This is a genomic window from Rhodoferax sp. MLSD5-FHT05B10 (assembly GCF_058793415.1).
Genome location: NZ_JBXAFT010000005.1, coordinates 97,636 through 122,879 on the forward strand (window position 1 = coordinate 97,636; position 25,244 = coordinate 122,879).

Annotated in this window: 27 protein-coding genes and 1 tRNA gene; 12 read left to right on the forward strand and 16 right to left on the reverse strand. The window is 66.4% G+C overall.

Annotated features, from left to right (window positions below):
• Positions 1 to 7 precede the first annotated feature (7 nt).
• Positions 8 to 451 (forward strand): META domain-containing protein, encoded by a 444-nt coding sequence (locus tag AC1Q5W_RS09485; RefSeq protein WP_492645378.1) that lies wholly within the window; start codon positions 8 to 10, stop codon positions 449 to 451.
• A gap of 14 nt (positions 452 to 465) precedes the next feature.
• Here AC1Q5W_RS09485 and AC1Q5W_RS09490 read toward each other — a convergent pair whose 3' ends face one another.
• The 3 genes from AC1Q5W_RS09490 to AC1Q5W_RS09500 form a co-directional block, all read right to left on the reverse strand.
• Entirely contained in the window at positions 466 to 1,041 is a 576-nt protein-coding gene (locus AC1Q5W_RS09490) for a hypothetical protein (RefSeq protein ID WP_492645379.1), read from the reverse strand.
• Between the two features lie 30 nt (positions 1,042 to 1,071).
• Complete coding sequence (gene mgtA / locus AC1Q5W_RS09495) at positions 1,072 to 3,780, reverse strand: magnesium-translocating P-type ATPase (protein ID WP_492645380.1); 2,709 nt, start codon at positions 3,778 to 3,780, stop codon at positions 1,072 to 1,074.
• 135 nt (positions 3,781 to 3,915) lie between these two features.
• Positions 3,916 to 4,000: transfer RNA gene (locus tag AC1Q5W_RS09500), tRNA-Leu, on the reverse strand.
• A gap of 42 nt (positions 4,001 to 4,042) precedes the next feature.
• Between AC1Q5W_RS09500 and cysM the strand changes: the two genes are divergently transcribed.
• The 3 genes from cysM to AC1Q5W_RS09515 are packed head-to-tail and all read left to right on the forward strand — an operon-like array spanning position 4,043 to position 5,702.
• On the forward strand, positions 4,043 to 4,945 hold the full coding sequence (gene cysM / locus AC1Q5W_RS09505; protein WP_492645381.1) for a cysteine synthase CysM: 903 nt from the start codon (positions 4,043 to 4,045) through the stop codon (positions 4,943 to 4,945).
• Complete coding sequence (locus AC1Q5W_RS09510) at positions 4,942 to 5,472, forward strand: NUDIX domain-containing protein (RefSeq protein WP_492645382.1); 531 nt, start codon at positions 4,942 to 4,944, stop codon at positions 5,470 to 5,472. Before cysM ends, AC1Q5W_RS09510 begins: the two co-directional genes overlap by 4 nt.
• Positions 5,473 to 5,474: 2 nt before the next feature.
• Entirely contained in the window at positions 5,475 to 5,702 is a 228-nt protein-coding gene (locus AC1Q5W_RS09515; RefSeq protein ID WP_492645383.1) for a sulfurtransferase TusA family protein, read from the forward strand.
• 69 nt (positions 5,703 to 5,771) lie between these two features.
• Here the strand turns inward: AC1Q5W_RS09515 and AC1Q5W_RS09520 are convergent, their stop codons facing one another.
• Entirely contained in the window at positions 5,772 to 8,654 is a 2,883-nt protein-coding gene (locus AC1Q5W_RS09520) for a valine--tRNA ligase (RefSeq protein ID WP_492645384.1), read from the reverse strand.
• A gap of 185 nt (positions 8,655 to 8,839) precedes the next feature.
• Between AC1Q5W_RS09520 and AC1Q5W_RS09525 the strand changes: the two genes are divergently transcribed.
• Together AC1Q5W_RS09525 and AC1Q5W_RS09530 are read left to right on the forward strand one after the other, a co-directional pair.
• Positions 8,840 to 9,226 carry a YkvA family protein gene (locus AC1Q5W_RS09525; RefSeq protein WP_492645385.1) on the forward strand — a complete coding sequence of 129 codons (387 nt, stop codon included), beginning with the start codon at positions 8,840 to 8,842 and terminating at the stop codon, positions 9,224 to 9,226.
• A 26-nt stretch (positions 9,227 to 9,252) separates the two neighbouring features.
• Positions 9,253 to 9,645: a DUF488 domain-containing protein gene (locus tag AC1Q5W_RS09530; protein WP_492645386.1), complete on the forward strand. Its 393-nt coding sequence runs from the start codon at positions 9,253 to 9,255 to the stop codon at positions 9,643 to 9,645.
• Here AC1Q5W_RS09530 and AC1Q5W_RS09535 read toward each other — a convergent pair.
• Entirely contained in the window at positions 9,634 to 10,806 is a 1,173-nt protein-coding gene (locus AC1Q5W_RS09535; protein WP_492645387.1) for a flavin monoamine oxidase family protein, read from the reverse strand. The two genes, AC1Q5W_RS09530 and AC1Q5W_RS09535, sit on opposite strands and share 12 nt — an antisense overlap.
• Positions 10,807 to 10,815: 9 nt before the next feature.
• Between AC1Q5W_RS09535 and AC1Q5W_RS09540 the strand changes: the two genes are divergently transcribed.
• Positions 10,816 to 11,541 (forward strand): type 2 periplasmic-binding domain-containing protein, encoded by a 726-nt coding sequence (locus AC1Q5W_RS09540; protein ID WP_492645388.1) that lies wholly within the window; start codon positions 10,816 to 10,818, stop codon positions 11,539 to 11,541.
• On the opposite strand, the gene AC1Q5W_RS09545 is transcribed toward AC1Q5W_RS09540, so the two are convergent.
• Genes AC1Q5W_RS09545 through AC1Q5W_RS09585 form a run of 9 tightly spaced genes read right to left on the reverse strand, consistent with a single transcriptional unit; the run spans position 11,538 to position 19,277 of the window.
• The gene (locus AC1Q5W_RS09545) at positions 11,538 to 11,966 is read right to left on the reverse strand and encodes a hypothetical protein (protein WP_492645389.1); all 429 of its coding nucleotides are present in this window, start codon (positions 11,964 to 11,966) and stop codon (positions 11,538 to 11,540) included. The genes AC1Q5W_RS09540 and AC1Q5W_RS09545 overlap by 4 nt on opposite strands.
• Positions 11,963 to 12,289 carry a hypothetical protein gene (locus tag AC1Q5W_RS09550; protein ID WP_492645390.1) on the reverse strand — a complete coding sequence of 109 codons (327 nt, stop codon included), beginning with the start codon at positions 12,287 to 12,289 and terminating at the stop codon, positions 11,963 to 11,965. Before AC1Q5W_RS09550 ends, AC1Q5W_RS09545 begins: the two co-directional genes overlap by 4 nt.
• Positions 12,289 to 12,759, reverse strand: coding sequence for a hypothetical protein (locus AC1Q5W_RS09555; RefSeq protein WP_492645391.1), 471 nt, complete (start codon positions 12,757 to 12,759; stop codon positions 12,289 to 12,291). Before AC1Q5W_RS09555 ends, AC1Q5W_RS09550 begins: the two co-directional genes overlap by 1 nt.
• Positions 12,756 to 13,532 (reverse strand): hypothetical protein, encoded by a 777-nt coding sequence (locus AC1Q5W_RS09560; RefSeq protein ID WP_492645392.1) that lies wholly within the window; start codon positions 13,530 to 13,532, stop codon positions 12,756 to 12,758. The genes AC1Q5W_RS09555 and AC1Q5W_RS09560 overlap by 4 nt, the downstream gene beginning before the upstream one ends.
• A 3-nt stretch (positions 13,533 to 13,535) precedes the next feature.
• Positions 13,536 to 14,723: an MFS transporter gene (locus tag AC1Q5W_RS09565; RefSeq protein ID WP_492645393.1), complete on the reverse strand. Its 1,188-nt coding sequence runs from the start codon at positions 14,721 to 14,723 to the stop codon at positions 13,536 to 13,538.
• A 12-nt stretch (positions 14,724 to 14,735) separates the two neighbouring features.
• Entirely contained in the window at positions 14,736 to 16,535 is a 1,800-nt protein-coding gene (locus tag AC1Q5W_RS09570; RefSeq protein WP_492645394.1) for a Vgb family protein, read from the reverse strand.
• Positions 16,536 to 16,558: 23 nt separating this feature from the next.
• On the reverse strand, positions 16,559 to 17,380 hold the full coding sequence (locus tag AC1Q5W_RS09575) for an SDR family oxidoreductase (RefSeq protein WP_492645395.1): 822 nt from the start codon (positions 17,378 to 17,380) through the stop codon (positions 16,559 to 16,561).
• Between the two features lie 2 nt (positions 17,381 to 17,382).
• Positions 17,383 to 18,354 (reverse strand): SDR family oxidoreductase, encoded by a 972-nt coding sequence (locus tag AC1Q5W_RS09580; protein ID WP_492645396.1) that lies wholly within the window; start codon positions 18,352 to 18,354, stop codon positions 17,383 to 17,385.
• Positions 18,351 to 19,277 carry a bile acid:sodium symporter family protein gene (locus AC1Q5W_RS09585; RefSeq protein ID WP_492645397.1) on the reverse strand — a complete coding sequence of 309 codons (927 nt, stop codon included), beginning with the start codon at positions 19,275 to 19,277 and terminating at the stop codon, positions 18,351 to 18,353. The genes AC1Q5W_RS09580 and AC1Q5W_RS09585 overlap by 4 nt, the downstream gene beginning before the upstream one ends.
• Before the next feature lie 168 nt (positions 19,278 to 19,445).
• On the opposite strand from AC1Q5W_RS09585, the gene AC1Q5W_RS09590 reads away from it, so the two are divergent.
• Positions 19,446 to 20,411, forward strand: coding sequence for an AraC family transcriptional regulator (locus tag AC1Q5W_RS09590; protein WP_492645398.1), 966 nt, complete (start codon positions 19,446 to 19,448; stop codon positions 20,409 to 20,411).
• A gap of 69 nt (positions 20,412 to 20,480) precedes the next feature.
• Positions 20,481 to 20,912 (forward strand): acyl-CoA thioesterase, encoded by a 432-nt coding sequence (locus tag AC1Q5W_RS09595; RefSeq protein ID WP_492645399.1) that lies wholly within the window; start codon positions 20,481 to 20,483, stop codon positions 20,910 to 20,912.
• A 21-nt stretch (positions 20,913 to 20,933) separates the two neighbouring features.
• Here the strand turns inward: AC1Q5W_RS09595 and AC1Q5W_RS09600 are convergent, their stop codons facing one another.
• Positions 20,934 to 21,314, reverse strand: a complete 381-nt coding sequence (locus tag AC1Q5W_RS09600; protein ID WP_492645400.1) for a GNAT family N-acetyltransferase — start codon at positions 21,312 to 21,314, stop codon at positions 20,934 to 20,936.
• Positions 21,315 to 21,457: 143 nt separating this feature from the next.
• Here AC1Q5W_RS09600 and prpF point away from each other — a divergent pair, with 143 nt between their 5' ends.
• Complete coding sequence (gene prpF, locus AC1Q5W_RS09605) at positions 21,458 to 22,633, forward strand: 2-methylaconitate cis-trans isomerase PrpF (RefSeq protein ID WP_492645401.1); 1,176 nt, start codon at positions 21,458 to 21,460, stop codon at positions 22,631 to 22,633.
• A 52-nt stretch (positions 22,634 to 22,685) separates the two neighbouring features.
• A complete protein-coding gene (locus tag AC1Q5W_RS09610) occupies positions 22,686 to 23,390 on the forward strand; it encodes a histidine phosphatase family protein (RefSeq protein ID WP_492645402.1) in 705 nt (234 codons plus the stop codon).
• A gap of 78 nt (positions 23,391 to 23,468) precedes the next feature.
• On the opposite strand, the gene AC1Q5W_RS09615 is transcribed toward AC1Q5W_RS09610, so the two are convergent.
• Positions 23,469 to 24,401 (reverse strand): MaoC family dehydratase, encoded by a 933-nt coding sequence (locus tag AC1Q5W_RS09615; protein WP_492645403.1) that lies wholly within the window; start codon positions 24,399 to 24,401, stop codon positions 23,469 to 23,471.
• A gap of 40 nt (positions 24,402 to 24,441) precedes the next feature.
• Between AC1Q5W_RS09615 and yaaA the strand changes: the two genes are divergently transcribed.
• Positions 24,442 to 25,230, forward strand: a complete 789-nt coding sequence (gene yaaA, locus AC1Q5W_RS09620; RefSeq protein WP_492645404.1) for a peroxide stress protein YaaA — start codon at positions 24,442 to 24,444, stop codon at positions 25,228 to 25,230.
• Positions 25,231 to 25,244: the final 14 nt, after the last annotated feature.

A 25,244-nucleotide genomic window follows, 5' to 3' on the forward strand; every position in this document is an offset into this window, starting at 1 on the left:
GAATCCCATGGTTTTGAAAATGCGACCCGCGGTGCTTGGTTCGTTGCTTATGGTGGCCGTGCTGGGCGGTTGTGCGGCTCTGGAGTCGGTGCCTGCAGCAGTTCCCGTCACGTCGACGGAGTTGGTGGCAGGGGAATGGGTGGCGTTCGCCGTCGACGGGGTGGACGAGGTGGTATCCCCCAAGCCCAAACTGCGCTGGACGGGAGCGGAGCAGGTGTCGGGAACGGGCGGATGCAATGCATTTGCGGGCCGGGCGGTGGCTGGCCCGCAGGGGCTGCGCATCGGACCCTTGAGGGCCCTGGGCAAGCCGTGTCTGACCTTGCCTGGGGGGCAGGAAGACCGCTTTTTCCAGGCGCTAGAGCAAACCCGCACAGCCCGTCTGGAGCAAGACCAACTGGTTCTCGTGGATGCCGCAGGGAAAACGCTGGCCCGCCTGTTGAAGGCCCGCTGAACGGGGGCGGCCCGTTAGCGGCTGGTCACAACCGCCGGCCCCATGTCCTGGAATGGACCCAGCGGGTTGGTATTGACGTCTACCTCGTTGACCACGGGCTGACCGCCCCAGGCCCGGTAGACCACCACGTCGTTGACCATCAGGATCAGCGCGTTGAAGCGCCAGCCGGTGGTTTCGGTGCGCCGTTTGAAGTTGAGGAAATCGGCCCAGAAATTGCCCGTGCGCGCCTTGGCGATGCGCGCCACGTTTACCTCCCAACCCCGGCAGGCATCGCGGGCATCGAGGCAGGTCACGATACCGGGGTCCAGGTCTTCCTTGGTGAGCACACTGCCATTCACCACTTTGCGCACAATGTCCGAATGGGTGAGGATGAGGGTGTTGGGCTGTTTGGCGGGTGAAATGCCGATGTCCGAGAGGGTGGCCAGGTTGCTTTTCTTGGGCTGCAGCGATTCGATGGCCTTGCGCGCGTCATCAAAGTTCTGGAACGTGGGGGATTCGCTCAGCGACTTGGGCAGCATGGACGAGCAGCCCCCCAGCAGCAAAGCCAGCGAGAGGGCACAACCAAAATGGACGATGCGGCGCTGAATCACGTGGAAGATCTCCTGGCTGAACTGGGCACCTTACTGCCACCCAAATCGACGAATGTAGAAGCGCTTCATGTGTGTTGTCAGTAAGGCATAGCATAGCAAGATACCGAGCAACCACGGGAAAAAAGCCGGTGGCAATGCCTGCAGCTTGAAGGCGTCCGCCAGTGGCCCCATCGGCAGGAAAATACCCAGGGCCATGACCAGCAGCGTCATGGCCGTCAGGGGCCACGCAGCACGGCTCTGGATAACGGGAATTTTGGGCGTGCGGATCATGTGCACGATCAGCGTCTGCGTGAGCAGACCCACCACAAACCAGCCGGACTGGAACAAGGCTTGCTGGTCAACGGACTGGGTTTTGAATACCTGCCACATCACGACAAAGGTAGTGATGTCAAACAGCGAGCTGATGGGCCCGAAGAACACCATAAATCGACCGATGCCGTCTGGATTCCACTGCAAGGGCGCCTTCAGCTGCTCGGCGTCGACCGCGTCAAACGGTATGGCGATCTGCGACACGTCGTATAGCAGGTTCTGTACCAGCAGTTGCAGGGGAAGCATGGGCAGGAAGGGCAGAAAAATGCTGGCGACCAGCACCGAGAACACGTTGCCGAAATTGGAGCTGGCCGTCATGCGGATGTACTTCAGCATGTTGCTGAAGGTCTTGCGCCCTTCAAGCACCCCTTCGGCCAGCACCATCAAACTGCGTTCCAGCAGGATGATGTCGGCGGCTTCCTTGGCAATGTCCACCGCGGTGTCCACTGAAATGCCGATGTCGGCCGCCCGCAGGGCCGGCGCGTCATTGATGCCGTCGCCCATGAAGCCGACGACATCCCCGTTGCTGCGCAGCGCGCGCACAATGCGTTCCTTGCTCAGGGGTGAGAGCTTGGCAAAGATGGTGTTGGCCTCCACCGCCAGGGCCAATGCCTTGTCGTCCATTCGGTCAATCTGGGCGCCCATGACGACGCCTCCCACGGCAAGACCTACTTGGCGGCAGACCTCGGACGTCACCAGTTCGCTGTCACCGGTCAGTACCTTGACTGTGACACCGTTGTCGGCGAGCGCCCTGAGCGCTGGGGCTGCGGACTCCTTCGGCGGGTCCAGGAAGGCGATGTACCCGATCAAGGTCAGTTCCGCCTCATCGGCGACCGAGTACACCAGCTGGCTCGGTGGCAGCTCCTTCATAGCAACGGCCACCACGCGCAGCCCTTGTGCGTTCAGTTCCCGTGTGACGTGAAGCACGCGCTCCAGCATGGGGCCGTCCAGCGGGACGTCCCGCTGGCCGTCGCGAACCTGGGTGCAGGCTGCCATGATCTCCTCGACGGCGCCCTTGCAAATCAGCTCATGGTGGTGCTCGCGTTCCGACACCACCACCGACATGCGCCGGCGCTGGAAATCGAAGGGGATTTCGTCGATCTTCTGGTAGTTGCGCGTCAGTTCCAGGGCTTCGTGGACCTCCGTGTGATCCAGTACGGCATGGTCCAGCAGGTTCTTCAGACCGGTCTGGTAGAAGCTGTTGAGGTATGCGAATTCGAGCACCAAGTCCGACTCGTTCCCGAACACGTCGGTGTGGCGCGCCAGGGCAATTTTGTCCTGCGTGAGGGTGCCCGTCTTGTCCGTGCACAGCACATTCATGGCGCCGAAGTTCTGGATGGCATCCAGCCGCTTGACGATGACTTTCTTGCGCGACAACAGCACGGCGCCCTTGGCCAGCGTCGAGGTCACGATCATGGGCAGCATCTCCGGTGTCAATCCGACGGCAACGGACAGCGCAAACAGAAAGGCTTCCGGCCAGTTGCCCTTGGTGAAGCCGTTGATCAGGAAGACCAGCGGCACCATGACGGCTGCAAAACGGATCAGCAGCCAGCTGACCTGGTTCACCCCGGCCTGGAAGGCGGTGACACCCTCGCCATTGGCCGTTGCCCGGATCGCGACCGTGCCGAAGTAGGTCCGGTTGCCCGTGGCCAGAATGAGCGCCGTGGCCGAGCCCGACACCACATTGGTGCCCATGAATACCAGATTGCGCGTTTCCAGCGGTCCGTCCTGCGGGGGCGATGCCACGGGGAATTTCTCGACCGGCAAGGATTCCCCAGTCATGGCCGACTGGCTGACAAACAGGTCCTTTGCCGTCAGTATCCGGCCGTCGGCCGGGATCATGTCGCCGGCGGACAGCAGCACGATGTCTCCCGGGACCAGTTGCCGGATCGGAATGTCTTCCGGTGGCAGGGGCGCGCTGGAGGTGCCTCGCCGGATCACGCTGGCATGGTTGCTGACCAGGTCCTTCAGGTTTTGGGCGGCCCGGCTGGAGCGCCACTCCTGGACAAAACGCAGCACCGTCGAGAGTGCCACCATGCTGCCAATCACCACGGCCGCCTTGGTGTCCCGGGTGAGCCAGGACACCAAGGCCAGGGTGGACAGCAGCAGGTTGAAGGGATTCTTGTAACTGAGCCACAGGTGCAGCCACCAGGGCGCCGGCCTTTCGTGCTCCACCTCGTTGGGTCCCGCTTGCGCACGGATGGCCTCCACTTCGGCGTTGCTCAGGCCCTCGTTGCAGGCGTGAAGCCGCGCCAGCACCGTTGCCAGATCGTCCGTTGCATCGCGCGTCAGCTGCCGGGCCAGCGTGTCCGGCACCGCCCTGGCCGCGTGTTCGGCAGAAAGGGATTCAAAAAGGACCCGGCGGTGGAAAAAATGCCCCGCGCGGCGTGACAGGAAAAATCCCCAAAACCGATGTCGGAAGAAATGCATGGCCCTGTTCCTTGGCTTCCTTCGCCTGCTGCAACGCATGGCAACGACGCACGCTGCGCAGAGAACGAGAGGAAGAGAAAGGCCATTTTGACAGCGAATGTGCCCAATGCCAGCTAAAACCACAGCAGGATGCCGTGGTGCCCGGGGCCGGAATCGAACCGGCACGCCTTGCGGCGGCGGATTTTGAGTCCGCTGCGTCTACCAATTCCACCACCCGGGCGACGCTAAAAACCAAGACGCAAATTATGGCACATTTAAGGGCATGAAATACCCAACGATTGAAGACGCCATCGGGAAGACTCCTCTGGTAGCCCTGCAGCGCATTGGCGCCCAGGAACACGCGGCACGCAACACCGTGGTGCTGGGCAAGCTCGAGGGCAACAACCCGGCTGGCTCCGTCAAGGACCGACCGGCCCTCTCGATGATCCAGCGTGCGCAGGAGCGCGGAGAGGTTCGGCCTGGCGACACGCTGATCGAGGCCACCTCGGGCAACACCGGCATCGCGCTGGCCATGGCCGCGGCCATCAAGGGTTACCGCATGGTGCTTGTCATGCCGGAAGACCTGTCCATCGAGCGCGTCCAGACCATGAAAGCCTTTGGCGCCGAGCTCATCCTCACGCCCAAGAGCGGCGGCATGGAGTACGCGCGTGACCTGGCCGAACAGATGCAGCGTGACGGCAAGGGGCGGGTGCTGGACCAGTTTGCCAACGCCGACAACCCCCGCGCCCATTACGAAACCACAGGCCCCGAGATCTGGGCCGACACGCAGGGGAAGGTCACCCATTTCGTCAGCGCCATGGGCACCACGGGCACCATCACCGGCGTGTCGAAGTTTCTGAAGGAAAAGAACCCGGCCATCCGCATCGTGGGTGCCCAGCCGTCAGAAGGTTCCCGCATTCCCGGCATCCGCAAATGGCCGCAGGAATACATGCCCAAGATCTACGACCCGTCCCACGTGGACGAGCTGGTGTACGTGAGCCAGTCCGATGCCGAGGACATGTGCCGCCGCCTGGCCCGCGAAGAGGGCATATTCGCCGGCATTTCGGCCGCCGGCGCATGCTGGGTGGCCCAGGAAATCGCGCGGCGCGAAGCCAATGCCACCGTTGTCTTCATTGTGTGCGACCGGGGTGACCGTTACCTGTCCACGGGGGTGTTCCCGGCATGATGCAAGCCTTCACCTATTGCCCCCAGTGCGCCACGCCGCTGGCGCGCATCACCCGTGCGGAGGACGGCGGCGACAAGGAGCGCTTGCGCTGCCCGGCCTGCGACTTCACCCACTGGAACAACCCCACGCCGGTATTGGCCGCGGTCATCGAGTACGACGGCAAGATCCTGTTGGCCCGCAACGCGGCCTGGCCGGGCAAGGTCTATGCGCTGATCACCGGCTTCATGGAAGCAGGCGAGACGCCACAGGAAGGCATTGCCCGCGAAATTGCGGAAGAAACCAACCTGGCGACGCAGTCGCTGGACCTGATCGGTGTGTACGATTTCCAGCGCATGAACCAGATCATCGTGGCCTACCACGCGGTGTGCCACGGCGAGATTCGCCTGTCCCCCGAACTGGTGGACTACCGGCTGTTTGCGCCCGCCGACGTGAAATGCTGGCCGGCGGGCACCGGCTATGCGCTGGCCGACTGGTTGACGGCCCGTGGCCACACGCCCACTTTCATCGAATTCCCCAAGCGCGACTGAGTATGCTGATCGACAAAGAAATTGATACCCGCGGCCTGCATTGCCCCTTGCCCATCCTCAAGGCCAAAAAGGCCCTGGCCGACATGGAGAGCGGTCAGACGCTCAAGGTGGTGTCCACCGACGCGGGCTCCCTGCGCGACTTCCAGGCCTTTGCCAAGCAGACCGGCAACACCCTGCTCGAGCAGCAAACCGAGGGCGCTGAATTCATCCACGTGCTGCGTCGGCGCTAAGTTTTTTGCCAACGCTTGCCAAAACAAAGGCCACCCGAGGGTGGCCTTTTTTACTGGGGAAAGGGCCCATCAGCCCAGGCGCTTGAGTTGCTCGCGCACCTTTTCCAGCGTGGATCCAAAGTCGGCCACGCGCTTGCGCTCCTGCTCCAGCACGGCCGCAGGTGCCTTGGCCACAAAGGCTTCGTTGCCGAGCTTGGCATTGGCCTTGGTGATCTGTTCTTCCAAACGTGCCACTTCCTTGCCCAGGCGCAGTTTCTCGGCCGCCACGTCCACTTCCACAAAGAGGCATACGCGGGCTTCGCCCACCACGGCCACGGGGGCCGACTGGGCGGCTGCCTGCCAGGCCGCTTCGTTGTCGAACAGCTTGACTTCACTGAGCTTGGCAAGGGCTTGCAGCACCGCGGCGGACGATTGCAGGAAGGCACCCTCGGCGGCGGTTTGCGCCACCACGAACAGGGGCAACCGGGCGGCGGGGGAGACATTCATCTCGCCGCGCAGGTTGCGGCAGGCGTCCACCAATCCTTTTAGCTTGGCCACGTGGGCAAGGGACGCCTCGTCAATGCGCTCCGGCTGGCAGACGGGGTAGGCGGCCACCGCCACCGATGGACCGGCACGCCCGGCCACCGGTGCCACCTTCTGCCACAGCTCTTCGGTGATGAAGGGCGTGATGGGGTGGGCCAGGCGCAGGATGGTTTCCAGCGTGCGGATCAGGGTGCGGCGGGTGGCGCGCTTTTGCGCGTCGCTGCCGGTCTGGATCTGCACCTTGGCGATCTCCAGATACCAGTCGCAGAACTCGTTCCAGACAAAGTCGTAGATGGTGTTGGCCACGTTGTCCAGGCGGTAGTCGGCAAAGCCCTGGGCCACCTCGGCTTCTGTCTTCTGCAGCAGAGAGACAATCCAGCGGTCGGGCGCACTGAAGTCCAGCACGGCGGTGTCGCACTGGGTGCCGTCCTGCAGGCCGCAGTCCTGGCCCTCGCAGTTCATCAGCACAAAGCGCGTGGCGTTCCACAGCTTGTTGCAGAAATTGCGGTAACCCTCGCAACGCTTGCTGTCGAAGTTGATGGAGCGGCCCAGCGAGGCCAGCGCGGCGAAGGTGAAGCGCAGGGCATCGGCGCCGTAGGCGGGAATGCCTTCGGGGAATTCCTTTTCGGTGTTCTTGCGCACGGCGGGTGCGGTCTCGGGCTTGCGCAGGCCGGTGGTGCGCTTGTCCAGCAGGGGGCCAAGCGCAATGCCGTCGATCAGGTCCACCGGGTCGAGCACGTTGCCCTCGGACTTGCTCATCTTCTTGCCCTGGGCGTCGCGCACCAGGCCGTGGATGTACACATGCTTGAACGGCACACGCCCGGTGAAGTGCGTGGTCATCATGATCATGCGGGCGACCCAGAAGAAGATGATGTCGTAGCCGGTGACCAGCACGCTGGAGGGCAGGTACAGGTTGTAGTCGTCGGTGGCGCTGTCCGTCTGCTGGGGCCAGCCCATGGTGCTGAAGGGCACCAGGGCAGAGGAGTACCAGGTGTCGAGCACGTCCTCGTCGCGGCGCAGGGTCTTGCCCGGGGCCTTGGCCTGCGCCTCGGCTTCGTTGCGTGCCACATAGACCTTGCCGTCTTCGTCGTACCAGGCAGGAATCTGGTGACCCCACCACAGCTGGCGGCTGATGCACCAGTCCTGGATGTTGTTCATCCACTGGTTGTAGGTGTTGATCCAGTTCTCGGGCACGAACTTCACCTCGCCCGACTGCACGGCGTCGATGGCCTTTTGCGTGATGGACTTGCCCGTGGTGTCACCCTTGCCGACTTGGTTCATGGCGACAAACCATTGATCGGTGAGCATGGGCTCGATGATCTGGCCGGTGCGGGCGCAGCGCGGCACCATCAGCTTGTGCTTCTTCACCTCCACCAGGAAGCCACCGGCTTCCAGATCGGCGACGACCTTCTTGCGTGCCACGAAGCGGTCCAGGCCCTGGTAGGCGGCGGGGGCGTTCTCGTTGATCTTGGCGTCCAGCGTCAGCACGCAGATCATGGGCAGCTTGTGGCGCTGGCCTACCTGGTAGTCGTTCTGGTCGTGGGCGGGGGTCACCTTCACCACACCGGTGCCAAAGGCCTTGTCCACGTAGTCGTCGGCAATCACGGGAATGGTGCGGTTGCACAGGGGCAGGGTGACCTGCTTGCCGATCAGCGCCGTGTAGCGTTCGTCTTCCGGGTGCACCATCACGGCCACGTCGCCCAGCATGGTCTCGGGGCGCGTGGTGGCCACGGTAATGTCGCCGGAACCGTCGGCCAGGGGGTAGCGGATGTGCCACAGCGAGCCGTCTTCCTCTTCGCTCTCCACCTCCAGGTCGGACACCGCGCTTTGCAGGACGGGGTCCCAGTTGACCAGGCGCTTGCCGCGGTAGATCAGGCCTTGCTCATACAGCTGCACAAAGGTTTCGGTCACCGTCTTGGACAGCTTCTCGTCCATGGTGAAGTACTCGCGGCTCCAGTCCACGGTATCGCCCATGCGGCGCATCTGGGTGGTGATGGTGTTGCCGCTCTTTTCCTTCCACTCCCACACTTTCTTCACGAAGGCGTCGCGGCCCAGGTCGTGGCGGCTGACCTTCTGGTCCTGCAACTGGCGCTCCACCACGATCTGCGTGGCAATGCCGGCATGGTCGGTGCCCGGAATCCATGCCGTGTTGTGGCCCAGCATGCGGTGGTAGCGCGTCAGGCTGTCCATGATGGTCTGGTTGAACGCATGGCCCATGTGCAGCGTGCCGGTCACGTTGGGTGGGGGCAGCTGGATGGCAAAGGCCGGCTGGCCTGCCTGGGGGGCTTGCGTGCCGCGGTAGCCGGCCACGCCGTAGCCGCGCTTTTCCCACTCGGGGCCCCAGTGGGCTTCCAGCGCGGCGGGCTCGAACGATTTGGAGAGGGATTGCAGGCCGGGCTGTGCGGGAGGGGTGGAAGCGGTGTCGGTCATGGTGGCATCAGTTCTGTCAGAGCAGGCGATTTTACCGGGGCACGGGCGCGTGCCGGCTATTGCTACTGTTTTCATAGCTGTCTGCGCAGGCAATGCGGTGCCTGCAGGCACTTTTCATGCCTAAATTCGGGGTTGAAATGGGGCGGACGCACGGGCGGGGCCCGTTCGGGATTACAGTGAACCCCATGTCGCCATTCACCACCGCCAAAGACTGGGCACGCCGCATCAAGCGGGATGCGGTCGCGGTCTACTTTGCGGCCCGGGACGCCCGCACCCCGGCGTATCTGCGGATACTGGCCGTGGCCATTGCCGCGTATGCGCTCAGCCCGATCGATCTCATCCCGGACTTCATCCCCGTGCTCGGGTACCTGGACGATGTGCTACTGCTTCCGCTGGGCATCTGGCTGGTGGTGCGGCTGCTGCCCGTGCCCGTGCTGCAGGAATCCCGCGCCAAGGCCGATGCGGTCCTGGAACGGCCCCGCAGCATGGCGGCGGCCGGGGTGGTCGTGGCGCTGTGGGTCGTGGGCGCCGGCCTTGTGGGTTACTGGCTGTTGCAGAGGGCGGGTACCTGAGCGGCCCTTCACAGGAGAAAGCAAGCATGAGCATTCGCATTGTCCGACTCGGCACTCCGCGCGCACCCAACGAGGGCTTGCGCATGGGAACCGTGCGCCGCCCGCCGCGCGGCGTTCCCAAGTCGGAGTTCGCGTCCCAGAACTGGTATGACGTCTGGTACCCCAACCTGGCACCGTCGGTCGAGACCATGAAGCTGGCGCAACAGGCCGAAAGCCCCAAGGACTGGGCAGCGTTTGGCAAGGCGTACAGGGCCGAGATGGCCACGCCGGAGAACAGCCGGACCCTGCAACTGCTGGCGGCGCTGTCCCACCAGACCAACTTTTCCATGGGCTGCTATTGCGAGGTGGAGAGCCGGTGCCACCGCTCCCTGCTGCGGTCGCTGCTGGAAGACAACGGCGCCGATCTGTCAGCGTCCTGAACCGCTGCTGCGTGCGTGCCCGTCGTGTGCGAGCAGCGCCTGCACGGCCTGTTCGGCCGATGCCAGTGCGCCCTCCTGCCACCCGTTGAGGGGAGACAGCGCATCGCTGGCCCAGAAGACAGGGGGCAGGCCCCGTTGCAGTTGCTCCAGGGTCTGGGTGGCAGCGGCGTGCAGGCGCGCTGCTGCGCCACCCGCAAAAGGCATGCGGGACCACTGCACCACCAGCGGGTGGTGCCAGTCCTGTACGGCCAGCCGGGCTGCGGGGCGCACCAACTGGCGGGCGCGTGCAATCTGCTGGGCGCGCGAGCCGGTGAACGTGTGGGCGATAGCCGGGCCGTTGCCATACACGCAGGCAATCCGCTGGGGCACGGGAGTGCTTCCGCAGGGGGGCAGGATGAGGTGCTGCCCGCCCGGGGTGTTGGGCCCGGCCCAGGTGCCGTCCGTTTCGAACGCGATCTTGATCGCATCGGCAGTCTGCACCGCCTGCAGATCCTGTTGCATCCCGCGTGGCAATTCCAGTTCCAGAGCCGCCAGCTGGCCCAGCGGCAGGGCCAGCACGGCGTAGTCGGCTTCCAGCCGTTCGGTGCGCACTCCGCAGCGCGCCCATACGACGACCCCTTTCTGGCCGGTCAGCCCGGTGCGCTGGATGCCCAGCGCGCTGGTGGCGGTGCGCACCGGGGCGCGCAGCGCCTGCGCCAGGGCCCGGGGCAGCGCTTCCATGCCGCCAGCGGGTTGCAGGGCCGTGGCATCGCCGAGGTTGGGGTCGGCGCACAGCGGCTCCAGTGCAACGCCGTGGCGGGTGGCGCATTGCAGCACCCGGTGGTGCCAGGGCAGGATGCGCCAGGCGCCGGCATTGAGGTATTGCCCCTCGGAAAAGGTGCAGCGCTGGAGCTGCCCCTGCAAGTCGGGCACCACATCACCGGTGCGCACGGTCCAGTTGCGTCCGCCAACGCGCGTGCTGGCCTCCAGCACGGTGACGTGCCAGCCGGCCTGCTCCAGAGCCCAGGCGGTTGACAGGCCGGCCATGCCGGCACCGACGACGATCACCCGGCGCTCGGGTGCGTGCGTCTGCGCCAGGGCCCCGGCACCCAGGGCGCCGCAGGCCACGGCACCCAGCAGCAGGTTGCGGCGCGGCAGGTGAGGGGGTGGATGTGCAGCCATAATTTGCGCATGCCATTAAGCCATACGCTGCGCGTTTTTCTGCTGTTCATCGTCCTGTGCGCGGGGGCCTCGGCGGGGCATGCCGGAACACGCCTGGACGCCCTGCGCCAGCAGGGGCAACTGGTGTGCGGCGTGGCCCCCCAGGACCCGGGGTTTTCCCAGCGCCAGCCCGACGGCAGTTTCCAGGGACTGGAGATCGACCTGTGCCGCGCCGTGGCCGCAGCCGTGCTCGGGTCGTCCTCGCAGGTGCGCTTCGTGGCGCTGGACACGGTGCACGAGTTCCTGGCCGATCCGCGCATCGACCTCGTGTTCCACCGGCTGAGCTGGGCCCTGACACGGGAGGCGCCGGGACAGCTGGAGTTTGGCCCGGTGTATTTCCTGGAGGCACCAGCGAACAACCGCCTGGAGCCGCTGGCACCGTTGTTGCGCAGCGATGACGCGGACTTTGCCCGCATCGTGCGCTGGGCCGTCTACGCGCTGCTGGATGCCGAGCATGCGGGCGTCGACCACACCACGGCGGAGCAGGCGGGCGTGCGCGGACAATGGCCAGCGGGCGAAACGGGCGCGGCACTGGGCCTGCCGCCGGACTGGGCCAACCGTATGGTGGCGCAGGTGGGCAACTATGCGGAAATCTATGAACGCAACCTCGGTGTTCGGGGTGCACGGCCACTGCCCCGCGGCCCCAACCGCCTGTGGCGCGATGGGGGGCTGATCGTGCCCCTTTTGCTGCACTAGTTGCCGGTGGGCTGGAGCACGATGTCCACCGAATGGACTCCGCTGATGCGCCGCGGAATGGCCACCGGCCGGGCTAGCACGTAGCCGCGCTTGCGGATGTCGATGCGGATTTTTTCCGGGTTGACCTTGCCACCCAGGTTTTCAATCCAGCCATGCACATCGGGCGTGCGGTAGTGGCCCGGGCGGTCGTTGCGGACCGGAATCGTCATGCCCAGGTCCTCCGCGATCACCAGGATCTGCACGTCATCCACATAGCGGCCCTGCGTGTCCTTGATGTTGCCGGCATACACCAGGGCATTGGGGCTGTTGGCGTCGCTGCGGCCCTGGGGAAAGAAGAAGGGCGTGCCATTGGCCCAAGCGCCCAGCGCGGTGGCGCACAGCAGGCCCATGGCCCCGCGCCGCAGGAGTGTGTGAAGGTGGGTCATTTCAGAAACCAGTGGCTCTCATGCACGCAGACCACGGCGGCCAGCAGCAGTGCGCCCACCCACACGGTATCGTCTGGCAGGCGATTCGTCCAGCGGCGGGGCAGCAACAGCGCGGCGCCGCCTGCCAGCAGGCCGATGGCCTTCCAGCCGTAGTAGGTGATGCGCGGTCCCAGCGCCTCGCCCTGGGGCTGCCAGTGCCACTCGCCCACCATGGGGTAGTAGAAGAACAGCGTGAGGTCCTGCGAATACGCCAGCACGTAGGCCGCGCCGGCCACCAGTGCGGCCAGTGTCCAGCGCCCCAGGGGAGAAGGGGTGTGCTCCATCAGAATCCCACGCCTTTCAGGTTGTTGAGCAGATGGCCGGCCACGAGCGCGTACCACACGATGGTGGCCAGTGCGGTGGTGAGCAGGCGCCGGCTGCGCGCCTGTGCGGCGTCCAGCGGAAGCCGCCACAGCACCAGGTAGGGCCCCAGCAGGAAGAAACCCAGCGCCACGAGGTGTTCCTTGATCTCGAACACGCCGTTCCAGGGCCACAGTTGTAGGTCGAACAGCATGGTTTTCACGTCCACGCGGTACGGCCCGTACACCACGTCGCCCAGCACCATGGTGAGCACGTAGCTGATGGCAATGGCCCGCGCATACAACGGTGCGCGGACCGCGGCAAAACCGGCAACCACCCCCGCGGGGCGTCCCGTCGCCGGCGCCCGGCGCCAGGTGGCCGCGGCCTGGTGGCTGAGCGCACCCACCAGAAAGAGGGAACACACGGCATGCAGCAGCAGAGCCAGGATCATCATGGTGTCGGACCTCCAGACCCGGGCTGCACCGGAGTCGTCAGGCGGTAGGCGTTACCCTGCGGCTGGCTCGCGTACAGCGTGGCAAGAAAATGCTGCAGCATGCCCACCTCCTCGATCTGGTGGCGCTCCCAGTGCCGGAGCATGGCCTCGGGGTACATGGCGCGGCGGATGGCCCAGTTGACCATTCCGCCCACCACCGGCCACTCCACGCCGATGGTGCTGACCACCCGGTACTGGGTGCCGGTGGGGGTGGCATCGAAAAGATGGTCGATTTCGCCAAACCGCAGGCCGGCCACTTCGGGAACGACCGTCATGCCGGTGGCATCCAGCCGGGTCACGCGCCCGGCGCCCTTGCTGTCGAACGGGCCGAACCATTCCTCGCGTTCGACCAGGGCCCCGACTCCCATGCCCGGCTGGCCGTCCAGTGCGGGTTCCACCACCCGGATGCGGCCGTGCTCGGTGGGGTGGAACACATGGTAGAACGGGTAGCGCACGCCACCAATGTCAACCGTGGAAATGGGCAGCTTGCGGTACCACCAGGCCAGCATCTCGGGGCGAATGCCGGTCAGCGGCAGGTGTGTGATCTCGATGCGCAGGCGGCCATCGGGCAACACCCGGTGCGAGGCCTGGGCGGGCCGGTAGTCGGGCACCGTCCAGGGCAGGGTTCTTGGCGCGTCGTGCTGCAGGCCGTGGCCGGACAGGCGCCACCCCAGCACTGCGCCGGCCAGCAGCACCAGCAGGAAGAGGGTCAGACCACGTTTCGGGGCACGCATGGCTCAGGCACGCAGGCGGCGCAGATGCGGCATGGCCAGCGCGGCCAGCAACGCCATGGTGGCCAGCCCCACGCCCGCCGCGGCGATGGCACTGGTGGTGCCGGTGGCGCGCACCAGCGCGCCGGCGGCCACGCCCGAGGCAGCGGGAACCACCTGGGAAATGATGGAGTAGATGCCCATGATGCGTCCGCGCAGGGCCTCGGGTGCTTGGCCCTGGATGCCGGCAATGACGAAGCTGATCACCATGCCGCCCAGCAGGCCCATGCCACCGAGCGCCGTGGCCGAGACCGCCGCGCTGCTCCAGCAGGCCAGGGACGCAAACAGCAGGCTGGCGGCGACGGTGCCGGCAAAGATGGCGGCACCGTGGCGCACATGCTTGCCCAGCAGCAGGGCCGAGACGCCGCCCAGGATCAGCGTCAGCGCCATCAGGCCCAGGTAGATGCCACGCTGCAGTTCCGACAGGCCCAGCACCTCGCGCGCCAGTTTGGGCAGCAGGATCTGCATGGGCCCGGTCATGGCGTAGGCCAGGATGGCCGCCCCGATGAGCTGGCTCAGCAAGGGGTTGGCGCGCACGGCGGCAAAGCCCTCGCGCAGTTCGCGTGCCACGCCCTGGCTGGGGCGGTCACTGCCGTGCGTGCGGGTGCCCAGCAGCAGGAGCGAGGAGGCGGCAAACAGGGCCATGCCGGTGGCAAACACCGCCGGCCAGCCGTAGTGGCTGCGCACCACGCCAATGACCACGGGTGCCAGGCCAAAGCCCAGCAGCACCTGCAGGTTGAAGATGATGGTGGCCGGCTTGAGCCGGTCCGCGGGGGCAATCTGCCCCAGGGTGGCGAGCCGGGCCGGGCCGACAAACGACCACGCCAGCCCGCCCAGAAAGGCCGAGCACAGGGTCCACACCACGCGGGCGGTTCCGGTGGCGCCTGCATCGGTCCACCACAGACCGGCCAGGCACAGCAGGAACAGGGCCTGGGCGGCGTGGATCACGCGCGCCGGGGCGATGCGGTCGCACAGGACGCCGGCGAACCAGCCAAACACGATGGAGCTGCCGAACGACAGGCCAAAGCCAATGCCCGAGAGCCAGTCCGACCCCACCTTCTCCTGCAGGTACAGGATGACGGTGTAGTTGACCATGTGCCCGCCGGTGAAGGCCAACAGGCAGGAGAGGTAGAAGCGGGGCATGGAGATCTGCATGGCCGGTGGCGCTCAGCGTGGGGTGATTTCGATCAGCGTGGGCTGGCCATCCTCGATGTGCCAGCTGGGGAAGGACGCGCTGGTCACGTACACCTGGCCCTTGGGCGAGATCTCCACGTCGCGGGTGAAGGTCACATGGCGCTGCATGGGGAACATGCTCCAGGTCTGTGTGGCGATGTCATAGCGGTAGACCGAATCGGAGTTGGTGCCGTTGACCCACACCTGGTGGCGCGCCTTGTCCACGTTGAGGGAGTAGGGCGTGTCACTGCCCTTGGGCACGACGGGCAGGTCCAGGCGCAGGAACTCGCCGGTGCTGGGGGTGTAGCGCACGATCTGCGACTCGTTGAACGCCACGATCCACAGGTTGCCGTCCTTGTCGCTGCGCAGGCGCCGGGGACCCTTGAACGGGGTCTTGATCATGGTCACCGTGCCGGTGTCCGGGTCGATCGATGCAATTTCATCGGTGTGCAGTCGCGCGATCCAGGCCTTGCCATCGGGCGTGATGTCAATGCCGTAGGGCAGGGGCACGCCGGTGGAGACATGGTCGACCTTGACGTAGTTGGCAATGGGAATGCCCCATCCCAGCAGCTTGAAGATGAAGGGCGTGAGCTTGACGGTTATGCGCTCCATCAGGCTGCGAAACGGCAGGTCGTACAGGGTGTATTTCTGGGTGGCCCGGTCGTACATGCCCACCTGGTTGGAGAGCGCCAGCGTGAACCAGACCCGGTCCTTGGCATCGAAGCGCACGGTGTGCGGGTAGAAGCCGCCGTCCATGTCGTGGTAGGTGAAAGCCTTGGTTTGCGGATCGAACTCGATCAGGCGCCGCTGGTACGAAGGCGTGATGAAGATGTGGTGGTCCTTGGGCGACTCGGCCAGGGAGTGGATGCCCTGGTAGGTCTCGTGTTTGGGAAAATCGTGCAGGCGCCCCGCCAGCAGGCCGCCGAGCTGCTCGCCCGGTCGGGGCGCGATCTTGTAGACAGTGTACTTTCCGGTGGCGGGGTCCACTTCATAGACCCGGTCCTGCAGGTTGTCGCCCACGTACACCATGCCATTGGAGTGCAGCAGCAGGTCGTGCATCTGCGACATGCTGTCGCCAATGGGCAGTTCGCGGATGGTGGCCTTGGCCAGGGCCGGGGCCCAGGGCGTGCCGGCAGGCACCAGTGCCGGGTTGGCGTGGATCTTCTTCCAGTGGGCTTCCAGCAGGGCCGGAATCTCCTTCTGCCCTTCGCTGGACAGGCGGGCGCCGTAGCGCACCATGCGCTTGATGGCAGCGCTCCACTCGTCGGCCGAGCGCTCCCGGCGCAGCAAGGGGCCACCTTGCTGGTGGCAGAAGTTGCACTGCAACATGAATTCCTTCTTCAGATCCACGTTGCCAAAGTCGATGGTGGACGACCACGCGTTGGCCGGCTGCTGCGCGGCCAGCGCGGCAGCATCGTGTTCGGGAGCCATCACGAGCGCCTTGCTGCCCAGGTCCGACGCCATGACGGTGAGGTCTTGGTAACCGGGCTTGCGCAGGCGGATTTTCCAGGGGTGCTCGGCCGGCGGAATGTCGGCGTGCCCCTGCGCGTCGGTAAAGCGGGCCAGCTCGATGTAGGCCTGCTGCGGCCGGCCGCTGGTCGGATAGCCGTTATCCGAGGTATCCACCACCGCGGGCTTGACCGGCTGGCGGCTCACCATGACGGTGGGGACCGGCTTGCCCTCAGGGTCCTTGACGGTGATGGGTACTGCGCCGGCCGGTGAGGCCAGCAGTGCCACTGCGAGCGCGCCGGCCCAGAGGATGCCGGCCCTTCGTTGCGGTGTGCGTGCGTGCATGGTGGGGTCTCCTTGTGTTTTTATCAGGATTCAAATTCGGCGCGTACGCGACGCTGCATGGTGCGCGCGTAAAAGCGCGGTGCCAGCTTGCTGACCCACCAGGCCAGGCGCGAGGTGCGGTCGGGCAGCAGCTGCGTCTGGCCGTGCGCCAGCGCGTTCAGGATCTGCCGGGCAATGTCCTCGGGGGCCGACTCGCCCCCGGTGGTGATGCGCGGGGACGTAGCCGACGTGCCGGAGCCGCCCAGCGCGGCCGCGCCGATGCCGGTGGCAATGAAGGACGGGCTGACGAGCGTGACCTGCACGCCCAGGTCCTGCACCTCGGTGCGCAGGGTGTCGAAGAAGCCGTGCAGGGCGTGCTTGCTGGCGCAGTAGCCGGTGCGCCCCATCAGCGGCGCGAAACCGGCCACGCTGGAGACGGCCGCCACTACGCCGTGGCGGGCCACGATGTGGGGCAGGGCGGCATGGGTCATGTGCACGGCGCCGAAGAAATTCACCTCCATCACCCGGCGGATGACGGCGGGGTCGGTCTGGGCGAACAGGCTGCGGTGGGAAATGCCGGCGTTGTTGATCAGCACATCGACACCGCCCCAGAGGGCCACGGCCTGGGCGATGGCGTCATCGCAGGCGTGGGGCTGGGTGATGTCACAGACGGCGGTGACCAGTGCGGGGGCATCGCTTCTCGCACCGCGGGTGGGCGCGGGGCGTGGCAAGGCGTCCAGCGCCGCGGCGTTGCGGTCCAGCGCCAGCACCTGCGCACCGGCCTGCAGAAAGGCCGCTACCAGCGCCTGCCCCAGGCCACCGGCGGCACCGGTGATGACGACACTGCGCCCGGCAAACGTGCGCATGGTCAGACGCTCCCGGTGGCGGCCTGGGACCGTGCCTGGCGGTACAGCTCGAACACCTCGGCCGAGGTGTAGGTGGGCGTGTAGCCAAACGCCGTCTTGAGCTTGGTGTTCAGCAGTACGGGGCGGTAGCGCAGGAAGTCCAGTTGCTCGGGGCCGTACTGGGTCAGCCCCAGTGGCTTGAGCACGGCCAGCGCGGCCTGGAGCAGCCAGGCGGGCAGCTGCAGCGTGGGCTTGCCCAGGCGCTGGGCAATCTGGTGGATGGTGAGCGCGCCGTCGCCCGCCACGTTGTAGATGCCCGGCGGGCCGTCGGAAACGGCGCGCAGGATGATGCCCACCACGTCCTGGTCCCAGATGAACACAAAGGGGCTGTCGGAGCCCCGGATGGCCAGCAGGCGGGGTTTCTCGAACAGGTCGGTGATCTGGTTGCGCACGGTGGCGCCCAGGATGGTGCCAATGCGCAGCACCACCTGCTGCAGCTGGGGGTGGGTCTTGCGGTAGCTGGCCAGCATTTCTTCCACCAGCCGCTTGTGGTGCGCGTAGGCAAACACCTCGTTGCCACGCACCGGCATGTCTTCGGTCAGCCAGGCGGCGTTGTCCGCGTGGTAGCCATAGGCGGCGCCACTGCTGGACACCACGATGCGTTTGACGCCGTGGCGCACGCAGGCTTCCAGCACGTTGTGGGTGCCGTTCACGTCCACGTCGTATTCAAAGGCCCGGTTGCTGCCCTTGCCCGGCGTCACGATGGACGCCAGATGCACGACCGTGTCGATACCGTACGCGCCGATGATGTCGGCCATCTCGGGCGCGCGGATGTCGACTACGGCGTATTCCACGCCGGGCAGGCGTGTCTTGGGTTCCCGAATGTCATGCGACACGATCACGGCCGGGCGCTGGGCCGCCGGCAATGCCGCCAGCCGCGCCACCAGCTGGCTGCCGAGGTAACCGCCGCCACCAGTGATGAGGACGCGGCTCATGCCTGTGCTCCTGCAGCCAGCGCGGGCTGCGGCGGGCGGTTCTTCCAGAAGGTGGCCAGGCTCATGCCCGCTACGATGTGCCAGATGCCCCACCAGGCCGTGACGATGGCCATGCCGCCCAGGCCGTCGAAGAAGTTGAAGATCAGGATCAGCCCCAGGCCCGAGTTCTGGATACCCATCTCGAAAGTGATCGCGCGGCGGTCGCGCTCGGGCAGGCCGATCAGGGTGGACAGGCCATAACCCGTTCCCAGTGCCATCAGGTTGTGCACAAACACCACGCCCACCACCAGCTGGATGTAGGCGATGAAGTGCTGGAAGTTGGCCGCCAGCGCACCGCCGATGAAGCCCAGCAGAATCAGCAGCGACAGGATTTTCATGGGCTTTTGCAGCTTGTGCGCCAAAGCCGGGTACTGGCGCGCCACCCACATGCCCAGCACCAGCGGCACGCCCAGCAGCATCACGATCACTTCCAGCATTTCCCACGGGCTCATGGCCACCTGCTTCATCAGTCCGGCCGTGATGGGGTGCAGGTTGCCCCAGAAGGCGAAGTTCAGCGGGGTCATGAACAGGGCCACTACCGTGGACAGTGCGCTCACGCTGACCGACAGCGCCGTGTTGCCCTTGGAGAGGTGGACCAGAAAGTTGGAGATGTGCCCGGCCGGACAGGCGGACACCAGGATCATGCCCAGCGCGATGCTGGGTTCGGGCCGCAGGATCCAGATCAGCCCGTAGGTCATGGCCGGGAACAGCACATGGTGGCCGAGCAGACCCAGTGCCAGGGCCTTGGGGGTGCGCAGTGCGGTCTTGAAATCGTCCACGCGCAGTTCAAGGGCCACGCCGAACATCACCAGCCCGAGTACCGCGTTGAGTACGCTCAGAGTCTGCGGGTTGAAGCTCAGGTGGACCTGGTCAATGGGTACCATGGGGGTGTCTCCTCGTTCAGCATGGGTCCGGGTGGGCCCCAGCGACGCTGCTGCCCCCCGATCCTCGGATATGGCGGAACTTTAGGGCAAACTTGGCGCTTCGTCCCATTCCATTTGGGACAGCGCGCACGTCCATTCGGGACAGGCCCGCCACCGCCGTTGACCGCCATGCAAGACCACTTCAGTGTTACCGCCCGATTCACCCAGGCCATCCTGGAAGCCGCCCAGCGCCACGGCGTCAGCGTGCCCAATGACCTGCGCCAGGCGCTGACCCACAATGCCCGCGTGCCCATGGCCCAGCAGGACGCCCTGTGGGCCCTGTTCGCCAATGCCACGGTCGATCCGCTGGCGGCGCTGCGCGCGGGGACCGACCTGCAGGCCGGCCACCTGGACATCGTGGGCATGCTGCTGCTCAGCTGCGACACGCTGGGCGATGCGCTGGAGGTGCTTACCGAGTACGCCCCCATCGTGGGTGACAACGCCCGCTTCGAGACCCAGGCCAGTCCGGGCACCATGCTGCTGCGCTACCAGCCCGAGTACACGGTGTGCCGCGACCAACGGGTGGAGGCGGCGCTGGGCTGCGTGGTGAGTCTGGCGCGCTGGATGACCAACGGGCGGTTTCACCCGCGCGAGGTGCTGTTCATGCATGCCCCCCGCGCCGACGTGGCGGCGTACGAAGCGCTGCTGGGTTGCCCGGTGCGGTTCGGCCAACCCTGCAACGGCGTCAGCATGGACGCCGCCGAGCTGGGCCACAGCCTCATCGAGGCTGGCCAGTCGCTGCACGCGCACCTGCGCAGGCTGGCCGATGACATGCTGGCATCGCTGGCGCAGGGCAGCGTATCGGCGCAGGTGCAGCAGTTGATCCGGGCCAACCCGCGCTGGGGCAAGGAGCGCATTGGCGAGCAGCTGGGCATGAGCGGGCGCAACCTCAACCGCAAGCTGGCGGCCGAGGCCATTTCCTTCAAGGGCTTGCGCGAGGCGCTGCTGTACGACATGGCGGCGCAGGCGCTGCGTGGCGGCCAGGCGGTGGCGGCGGTGGGCGAGCGGCTGGGTTTTTCGGATGAAAACGCCTTTTCCCGGGCCTTTCGGCGCTGGAGCGGCCAGACGCCCGCGCAGTTTGCGCGGACCGCCTAGGGCGCGCGGGTACAGTCCGGGGTGGGCCGTTGTGCGCCCGTTGTCATTCCTTTTTTACATTTCGCTCCCATGCCACGCATCCAGCTCACCCCGGCACCCCGTTACAGCTTCGCAACGGAAATGGCCATCTACATCAGCCACGTCAACCAGGGCGGGCATCTGGACAACGCGCAACTGCTGACGCTGGTGTCGGAGGCGCGGGTGCGCTTCTTCAAGTCGCTGGGCTATTTCGAGTCGGGGGTGGAGGGCGCGCTCATCGTCGTGGGCGACATCGTGGCGCAGTACAAGTCCGAGGGTTTCCATGGCGAGACCATGCGCGTGGAAATGCTCCCGGCCGATTTCAACAAGTACGGCTTTGACCTGCAGTTCCGCATGAGCGAACTGGCAACCGGCCGCGAAGTGGCGCTGGGCAAGATCGGCATCGTCTTTATTGCCCCCCAGGACCGCAAGGTGACGCCGGTGCCGCCGGCCTTCCTGGCCCGGCTGCCTGCGACTGCGTGAGCGCGGTGGCCGGGAGCCCGTTCAGAGCGTGAGCCGGTAATCGGCATGGCCCCCGGGTTTGCCGGGCGGCAGGGCCACGGCGCCAAAGCTCTGGTAGACGGCGATGGCTTCGGGGTTGTTCGGTGAGACGTCTTCCAGCGTGAAGGTGGTGCAGCGCCGGGCCCTGGCCGCCCCGATCAGCGTGCCCACCACCGTCGTGCAGAACCCCCGTTGGCGGTAGGCGGGGTGGGTCTTGATGTTGCACAGCCGAAAGTCGGTGCCCCGGATTTCCCCGAAGCCTTCCAGCGCCGTCTGGTCTTCGGTCACCAGTTTCACGGTGAACGAGGGCGCCCCCGCATCGCCCCAGAAGTCCAGCTGGATGTCGATCTTGTCGGGGCCCTCTGTCTGCGTAAATGGCCACATGCGCACGCTCCCGGGGTGTCCAGTGGGCGCCAGTGTAGGGCAAAGGGTTGGGCTTGCCCAGTGCGGGTGCCGCTGCGCCGGAGCAGAGATGTGAGAGCATTCCGCCTGCGGCGCAGTGGTCGCCGCAGTGATGAGGGCTTGACGTGACACAACTCAGAATTCCCGCCGTCTACATGCGCGGCGGCACCAGCAAGGGCGTTTTCTTCCACGCGCCCGATCTGCCGGCAGACTCTGCCGAGCGCGACCGCCTGCTGTTGCGGGTCATCGGCAGCCCGGACCCCTATGCCAAGCAGATCGACGGCATGGGCGGCGCCACGTCCAGCACGAGCAAGGTGGTCATCGTGGCCAAGTCCCTGCGTGCCGACTGCGATGTGGATTACTGGTTCGGCGCCGTGGCCGTGGGCCAGCCGGTCATCGACTGGTCGGGCAACTGCGGCAACCTGAGTGCGGCCGTGGGGCCGTTTGCCATCAGCAGCGGTCTGGTGGCAGCCCCCGCCGACGGGGTGGCAACGGTGCGCATCTGGCAGGCCAACATCGGCAAGCAGATCGTGGCCCATGTGCCCATGGCCGGTGGGGCGGTGCAGGAGGAGGGCGATTTCATGCTCGATGGTGTGGCTTTTCCTGCGGCCGAAATCCGGCTGGAATTCATGGACCCGGCGTCCGGTGCGCAGCCGGGCGCGGGTGCTGCCCTGTTTCCCACGGGCCAGCGTGTGGACCTGCTGGATGTGCCCGGGGTCGGGGTGGTGGAGGCAACCCTGATCAACGCGGGCAACCCCACTGTGTTTATCGCGGCGGCTACCCTGGGCCTGCGCGGCACGGAGCTGCAGGGCGATGTCAATGGCAACGCCGACCTGCTGGCGCGGGCCGAGGCCATCCGCGCCCGCGCCGCCGTGGCCATGGGCCTGGCAGCCAGTGCGCAGGAGGCCAGCGCGCTGCGGCCGCACACCCCCAAGCTTGCGCTGGTGGCCAGTCCGGCCACCTATACGGCGTCCGATGGCCGGGTGGTGGACGGCGCGTCCATCCACCTGCTGGCGCGCATTTTTTCCATGGGCCAGTTGCACCACGCCATGACGGGAACCGGGGCCGTGGCCCTTGCCGTGGCGGCTGCCATTCCCGGAACACTGGTGCACCGGGTGGCGCCGGCGGGCGCCGACGGGCAGGTGCGTTTTGGCCACCCTTCCGGACGCCTGGAGGTGGGGGCGCAGGCCCAGGAGGTGCACGGCCAGTGGCAGGTGCACAAGGCGCTGATGAGCCGCTCGGCGCGCCGCATCATGGAAGGCTGGGTGCGGGTGCCCGGTGGGCCCGGCGCCTGCGTGTAAACCCCGACGCAACGCCGCCCCACGACCGCGCATTTGGGCGCACACTGGTGGCATGGCTGCGCAGTTGTCCACCGGGGTCGCTGAAACAGGCCAGCGCCGCGGAGCGCCGGGGCCTGGCGACGGGCTGCATGGGCGCGCTGGCGGGGTGCCGGCGGCGCACCTCTGCATCGCCCGCCACGGCGAAACCGACTGGAACAAAAAGGGCGTTCTGCAAGGCTGGCTGGACGTGCCCATCAACGCACTGGGGCGCCAGCAGGCCCATGCCATGGCGCAACCGCTGGCCGAAGCCGGGTTCTCGGCGATCTGGAGCAGTCCGTTGGTGCGGGCGCGGGAAACCGCCGAAATCGTGGCGGCGGCGCTGGGTCTGCCATCGCCGTCCTGCCATGAAGGGCTCAAGGAAAAACACTTTGGCGCCGTGCAGGGCATTCCCAAGCAGGAGTTGGCCGAGTTGAACCCGGTGCTGCTGGAGCAGATTCTGCGGCGCAACCCGGCCGCCGAATTTGCCGGCGGCGAGACCATGGACGAATTCGCGGACCGCGTGCTGGGCGCCTTCGACACCATCGGCCAGCACCATCCCGGCCAGCGCGTGCTGGTCATCACCCACGGGTGGGTCATGGATGTGGTGACCCGCCACATCCAGGGGCTGGCGCGCACAGCCGTCCTGCACATGAAGCGCAAGAACGGCGAGTGCGTCTGGGTAGAGGTGGCGCAGCAGGCCCAGGCCTTCGCGCTCCAGCCGCGTGCGTGGCACCCTTGACAGCCGGTCAGGTCGCGTGGTGTCTTGCTATTGAATTGGTAGCTGTCTGCGCAGGTGTGGCGGGCGTCAGCGGCTGATTCAGCCCTGAAAAACACCTTCAATATGCGGCTCGCCCGTGGGCTGCACGCGCAGCACGAACCGGGTGGCAGGGCCTTCGGGCGCGGTGTGCAGCGCCACCGATCCGGGAATCAGCAGCGGGCGCTTGAAGCGCAGGTCCAGCGTCACGGGGTGGCCGGCCGGCCGGTCGGCCTGCAGCAGCTCCAGGCAGCGCGCCGCGCTGAACAGACCGTGGGCAATGGCGCGCGGGTAGCCAAACAGGCGGGCCGTGAAGGCGCTCACATGGATGGGGTTCCAGTCGCCCGAGGGGCCGGCGAAGCGCCGTCCGGCGTTGGCTGCAACCGGCCATTGCGCCACGGGGGCGCCCCAGTCGGGCTCCGGCACTTCGCTGGCCGGGCGGGCCTTGGTTGCAGGGTCCGATTTTCTTTTGGCCAGGGGCGACAGGAAGGTGCTGACTTCCCGCCACACGACGGCGCCCTGCACGCGGGCGGTGGTGTGCAGGCTGAACGACTGGCCGCGCTCGGTGGGCGTGATGCCGTTGAGCGTGCACTCCAGCGACAGCACCGCGTCGTTGGCGACCGGCTGCAGGGATTCGATCCGGTTGCTCCAGTGCACCAGTCCCAGGAGGCGCAGCGGAAATGCGGGGTGGCTCAGGATGGCCATGTGCAGCGGCATGGCCAGGGCGTGCAGGTACAGCAAGGGTAGGGCGGGGCCCGCAGGCAGGTCGCACACCGTGCGGTAGCGCGCCAGCTGTGCTGGCCGGGCGCGCACGCCGTTCCACTGGGCATGAAAGCGCACCCCCAGCGCCTCGGCCGGGGCCTGCGCCGGGCGGCGCGCCAGCAGGCTACCGAGCAGACCGCTGCCGTTGGACGGGGGGCGGTCAAAGTGCAGCTGCACCACGGCGCGGGGCGCAGCCGGGGGGGCGGATGGGGTGGAGTGTGTGGGTATGGCCATGGCGCAGTGATTATGGGGCAGGCTTTCAGGATAATGCGGCATGCTCTTTCTTCTCTCGCCCGCCAAGTCGCTCGACTATGAAACCCCTCTGGGGCCACTTCCCCACACACCGCCGCTGTTTGTCAAGCAGTCGCAGGCCCTGATTGCGCTGCTGCGCACGCAGTCGCCGCAGCAGATTGCCTCGCTCATGTCGCTGAGCGACAAGCTCGCCGCGCTCAATGTGGCGCGCTACCTGGCGTGGTCGCCCAAGGCCACGGAGCAGAACGCCCGCCAGGCGCTGATGGCGTTCAATGGGGATGTGTACGAGGGGCTGGACGCCCGCACCCTGAGCCCGCAGGACCTGGCCTGGACGCAGGACCATGTGTGCATCCTCAGCGGCCTGTACGGCGTGCTGCGCCCCATGGACCTGATGCAGCCCTACCGGCTGGAGATGGGCACCCGCCTGGCCAACCCGCAGGGGCGCAACCTCTACGCGTACTGGGGCACGCAGATTTCCGATTACCTCAACACCCGCCTGCAGGCCGACATCAGCCCGGTGGTCATCAACCTGGCCTCGCAGGAGTATTTCAAGGCGGTCGACACCGGGGCGCTGAAGGCGCGGGTGGTGGAGTGCGTGTTCGAGGAATTCAAGAGCGGCCAGTACAAGGTCATCAGCTTCATGGCCAAGCGTGCGCGCGGGTTGATGGCGCGGTTTGCCGCCACCCACCAGGTGGTCAAGCCCGAGGACCTGCGGGCGTTCGCCATGGAGGGGTATGCGTGGAGCCAGGCCCTGTCAACGCACGACCGGTATGTGTTCCGGCGCGACAATCAGAGCCAAAAAGGCCTGTAGCCTGCGTACAGCCT

What these genes read in the sequence shown, in the direction of transcription:
- AC1Q5W_RS09485 (WP_492645378.1), top strand. Translation starts at nt 8, where the DNA reads ATGGTTTTGAAAATGCGACCCGCGGTGCTTGGTTCGTTGCTTATGGTG.
- mgtA (WP_492645380.1), bottom strand. Translation starts at nt 3,780, where the DNA reads ATGCATTTCTTCCGACATCGGTTTTGGGGATTTTTCCTGTCACGCCGC.
- cysM (WP_492645381.1), top strand. Translation starts at nt 4,043, where the DNA reads ATGAAATACCCAACGATTGAAGACGCCATCGGGAAGACTCCTCTGGTA.
- AC1Q5W_RS09510 (WP_492645382.1), top strand. Translation starts at nt 4,942, where the DNA reads ATGATGCAAGCCTTCACCTATTGCCCCCAGTGCGCCACGCCGCTGGCG.
- AC1Q5W_RS09515 (WP_492645383.1), top strand. Translation starts at nt 5,475, where the DNA reads ATGCTGATCGACAAAGAAATTGATACCCGCGGCCTGCATTGCCCCTTG.
- AC1Q5W_RS09520 (WP_492645384.1), bottom strand. Translation starts at nt 8,654, where the DNA reads ATGACCGACACCGCTTCCACCCCTCCCGCACAGCCCGGCCTGCAATCC.
- AC1Q5W_RS09525 (WP_492645385.1), top strand. Translation starts at nt 8,840, where the DNA reads ATGTCGCCATTCACCACCGCCAAAGACTGGGCACGCCGCATCAAGCGG.
- AC1Q5W_RS09530 (WP_492645386.1), top strand. Translation starts at nt 9,253, where the DNA reads ATGAGCATTCGCATTGTCCGACTCGGCACTCCGCGCGCACCCAACGAG.
- AC1Q5W_RS09535 (WP_492645387.1), bottom strand. Translation starts at nt 10,806, where the DNA reads ATGGCTGCACATCCACCCCCTCACCTGCCGCGCCGCAACCTGCTGCTG.
- AC1Q5W_RS09540 (WP_492645388.1), top strand. Translation starts at nt 10,816, where the DNA reads ATGCCATTAAGCCATACGCTGCGCGTTTTTCTGCTGTTCATCGTCCTG.
- AC1Q5W_RS09545 (WP_492645389.1), bottom strand. Translation starts at nt 11,966, where the DNA reads ATGACCCACCTTCACACACTCCTGCGGCGCGGGGCCATGGGCCTGCTG.
- AC1Q5W_RS09550 (WP_492645390.1), bottom strand. Translation starts at nt 12,289, where the DNA reads ATGGAGCACACCCCTTCTCCCCTGGGGCGCTGGACACTGGCCGCACTG.
- AC1Q5W_RS09555 (WP_492645391.1), bottom strand. Translation starts at nt 12,759, where the DNA reads ATGATGATCCTGGCTCTGCTGCTGCATGCCGTGTGTTCCCTCTTTCTG.
- AC1Q5W_RS09560 (WP_492645392.1), bottom strand. Translation starts at nt 13,532, where the DNA reads ATGCGTGCCCCGAAACGTGGTCTGACCCTCTTCCTGCTGGTGCTGCTG.
- AC1Q5W_RS09565 (WP_492645393.1), bottom strand. Translation starts at nt 14,723, where the DNA reads ATGCAGATCTCCATGCCCCGCTTCTACCTCTCCTGCCTGTTGGCCTTC.
- AC1Q5W_RS09570 (WP_492645394.1), bottom strand. Translation starts at nt 16,535, where the DNA reads ATGCACGCACGCACACCGCAACGAAGGGCCGGCATCCTCTGGGCCGGC.
- AC1Q5W_RS09575 (WP_492645395.1), bottom strand. Translation starts at nt 17,380, where the DNA reads ATGCGCACGTTTGCCGGGCGCAGTGTCGTCATCACCGGTGCCGCCGGT.
- AC1Q5W_RS09580 (WP_492645396.1), bottom strand. Translation starts at nt 18,354, where the DNA reads ATGAGCCGCGTCCTCATCACTGGTGGCGGCGGTTACCTCGGCAGCCAG.
- AC1Q5W_RS09585 (WP_492645397.1), bottom strand. Translation starts at nt 19,277, where the DNA reads ATGGTACCCATTGACCAGGTCCACCTGAGCTTCAACCCGCAGACTCTG.
- AC1Q5W_RS09590 (WP_492645398.1), top strand. Translation starts at nt 19,446, where the DNA reads ATGCAAGACCACTTCAGTGTTACCGCCCGATTCACCCAGGCCATCCTG.
- AC1Q5W_RS09595 (WP_492645399.1), top strand. Translation starts at nt 20,481, where the DNA reads ATGCCACGCATCCAGCTCACCCCGGCACCCCGTTACAGCTTCGCAACG.
- AC1Q5W_RS09600 (WP_492645400.1), bottom strand. Translation starts at nt 21,314, where the DNA reads ATGTGGCCATTTACGCAGACAGAGGGCCCCGACAAGATCGACATCCAG.
- AC1Q5W_RS09610 (WP_492645402.1), top strand. Translation starts at nt 22,686, where the DNA reads ATGGCTGCGCAGTTGTCCACCGGGGTCGCTGAAACAGGCCAGCGCCGC.
- AC1Q5W_RS09615 (WP_492645403.1), bottom strand. Translation starts at nt 24,401, where the DNA reads ATGGCCATACCCACACACTCCACCCCATCCGCCCCCCCGGCTGCGCCC.
- yaaA (WP_492645404.1), top strand. Translation starts at nt 24,442, where the DNA reads ATGCTCTTTCTTCTCTCGCCCGCCAAGTCGCTCGACTATGAAACCCCT.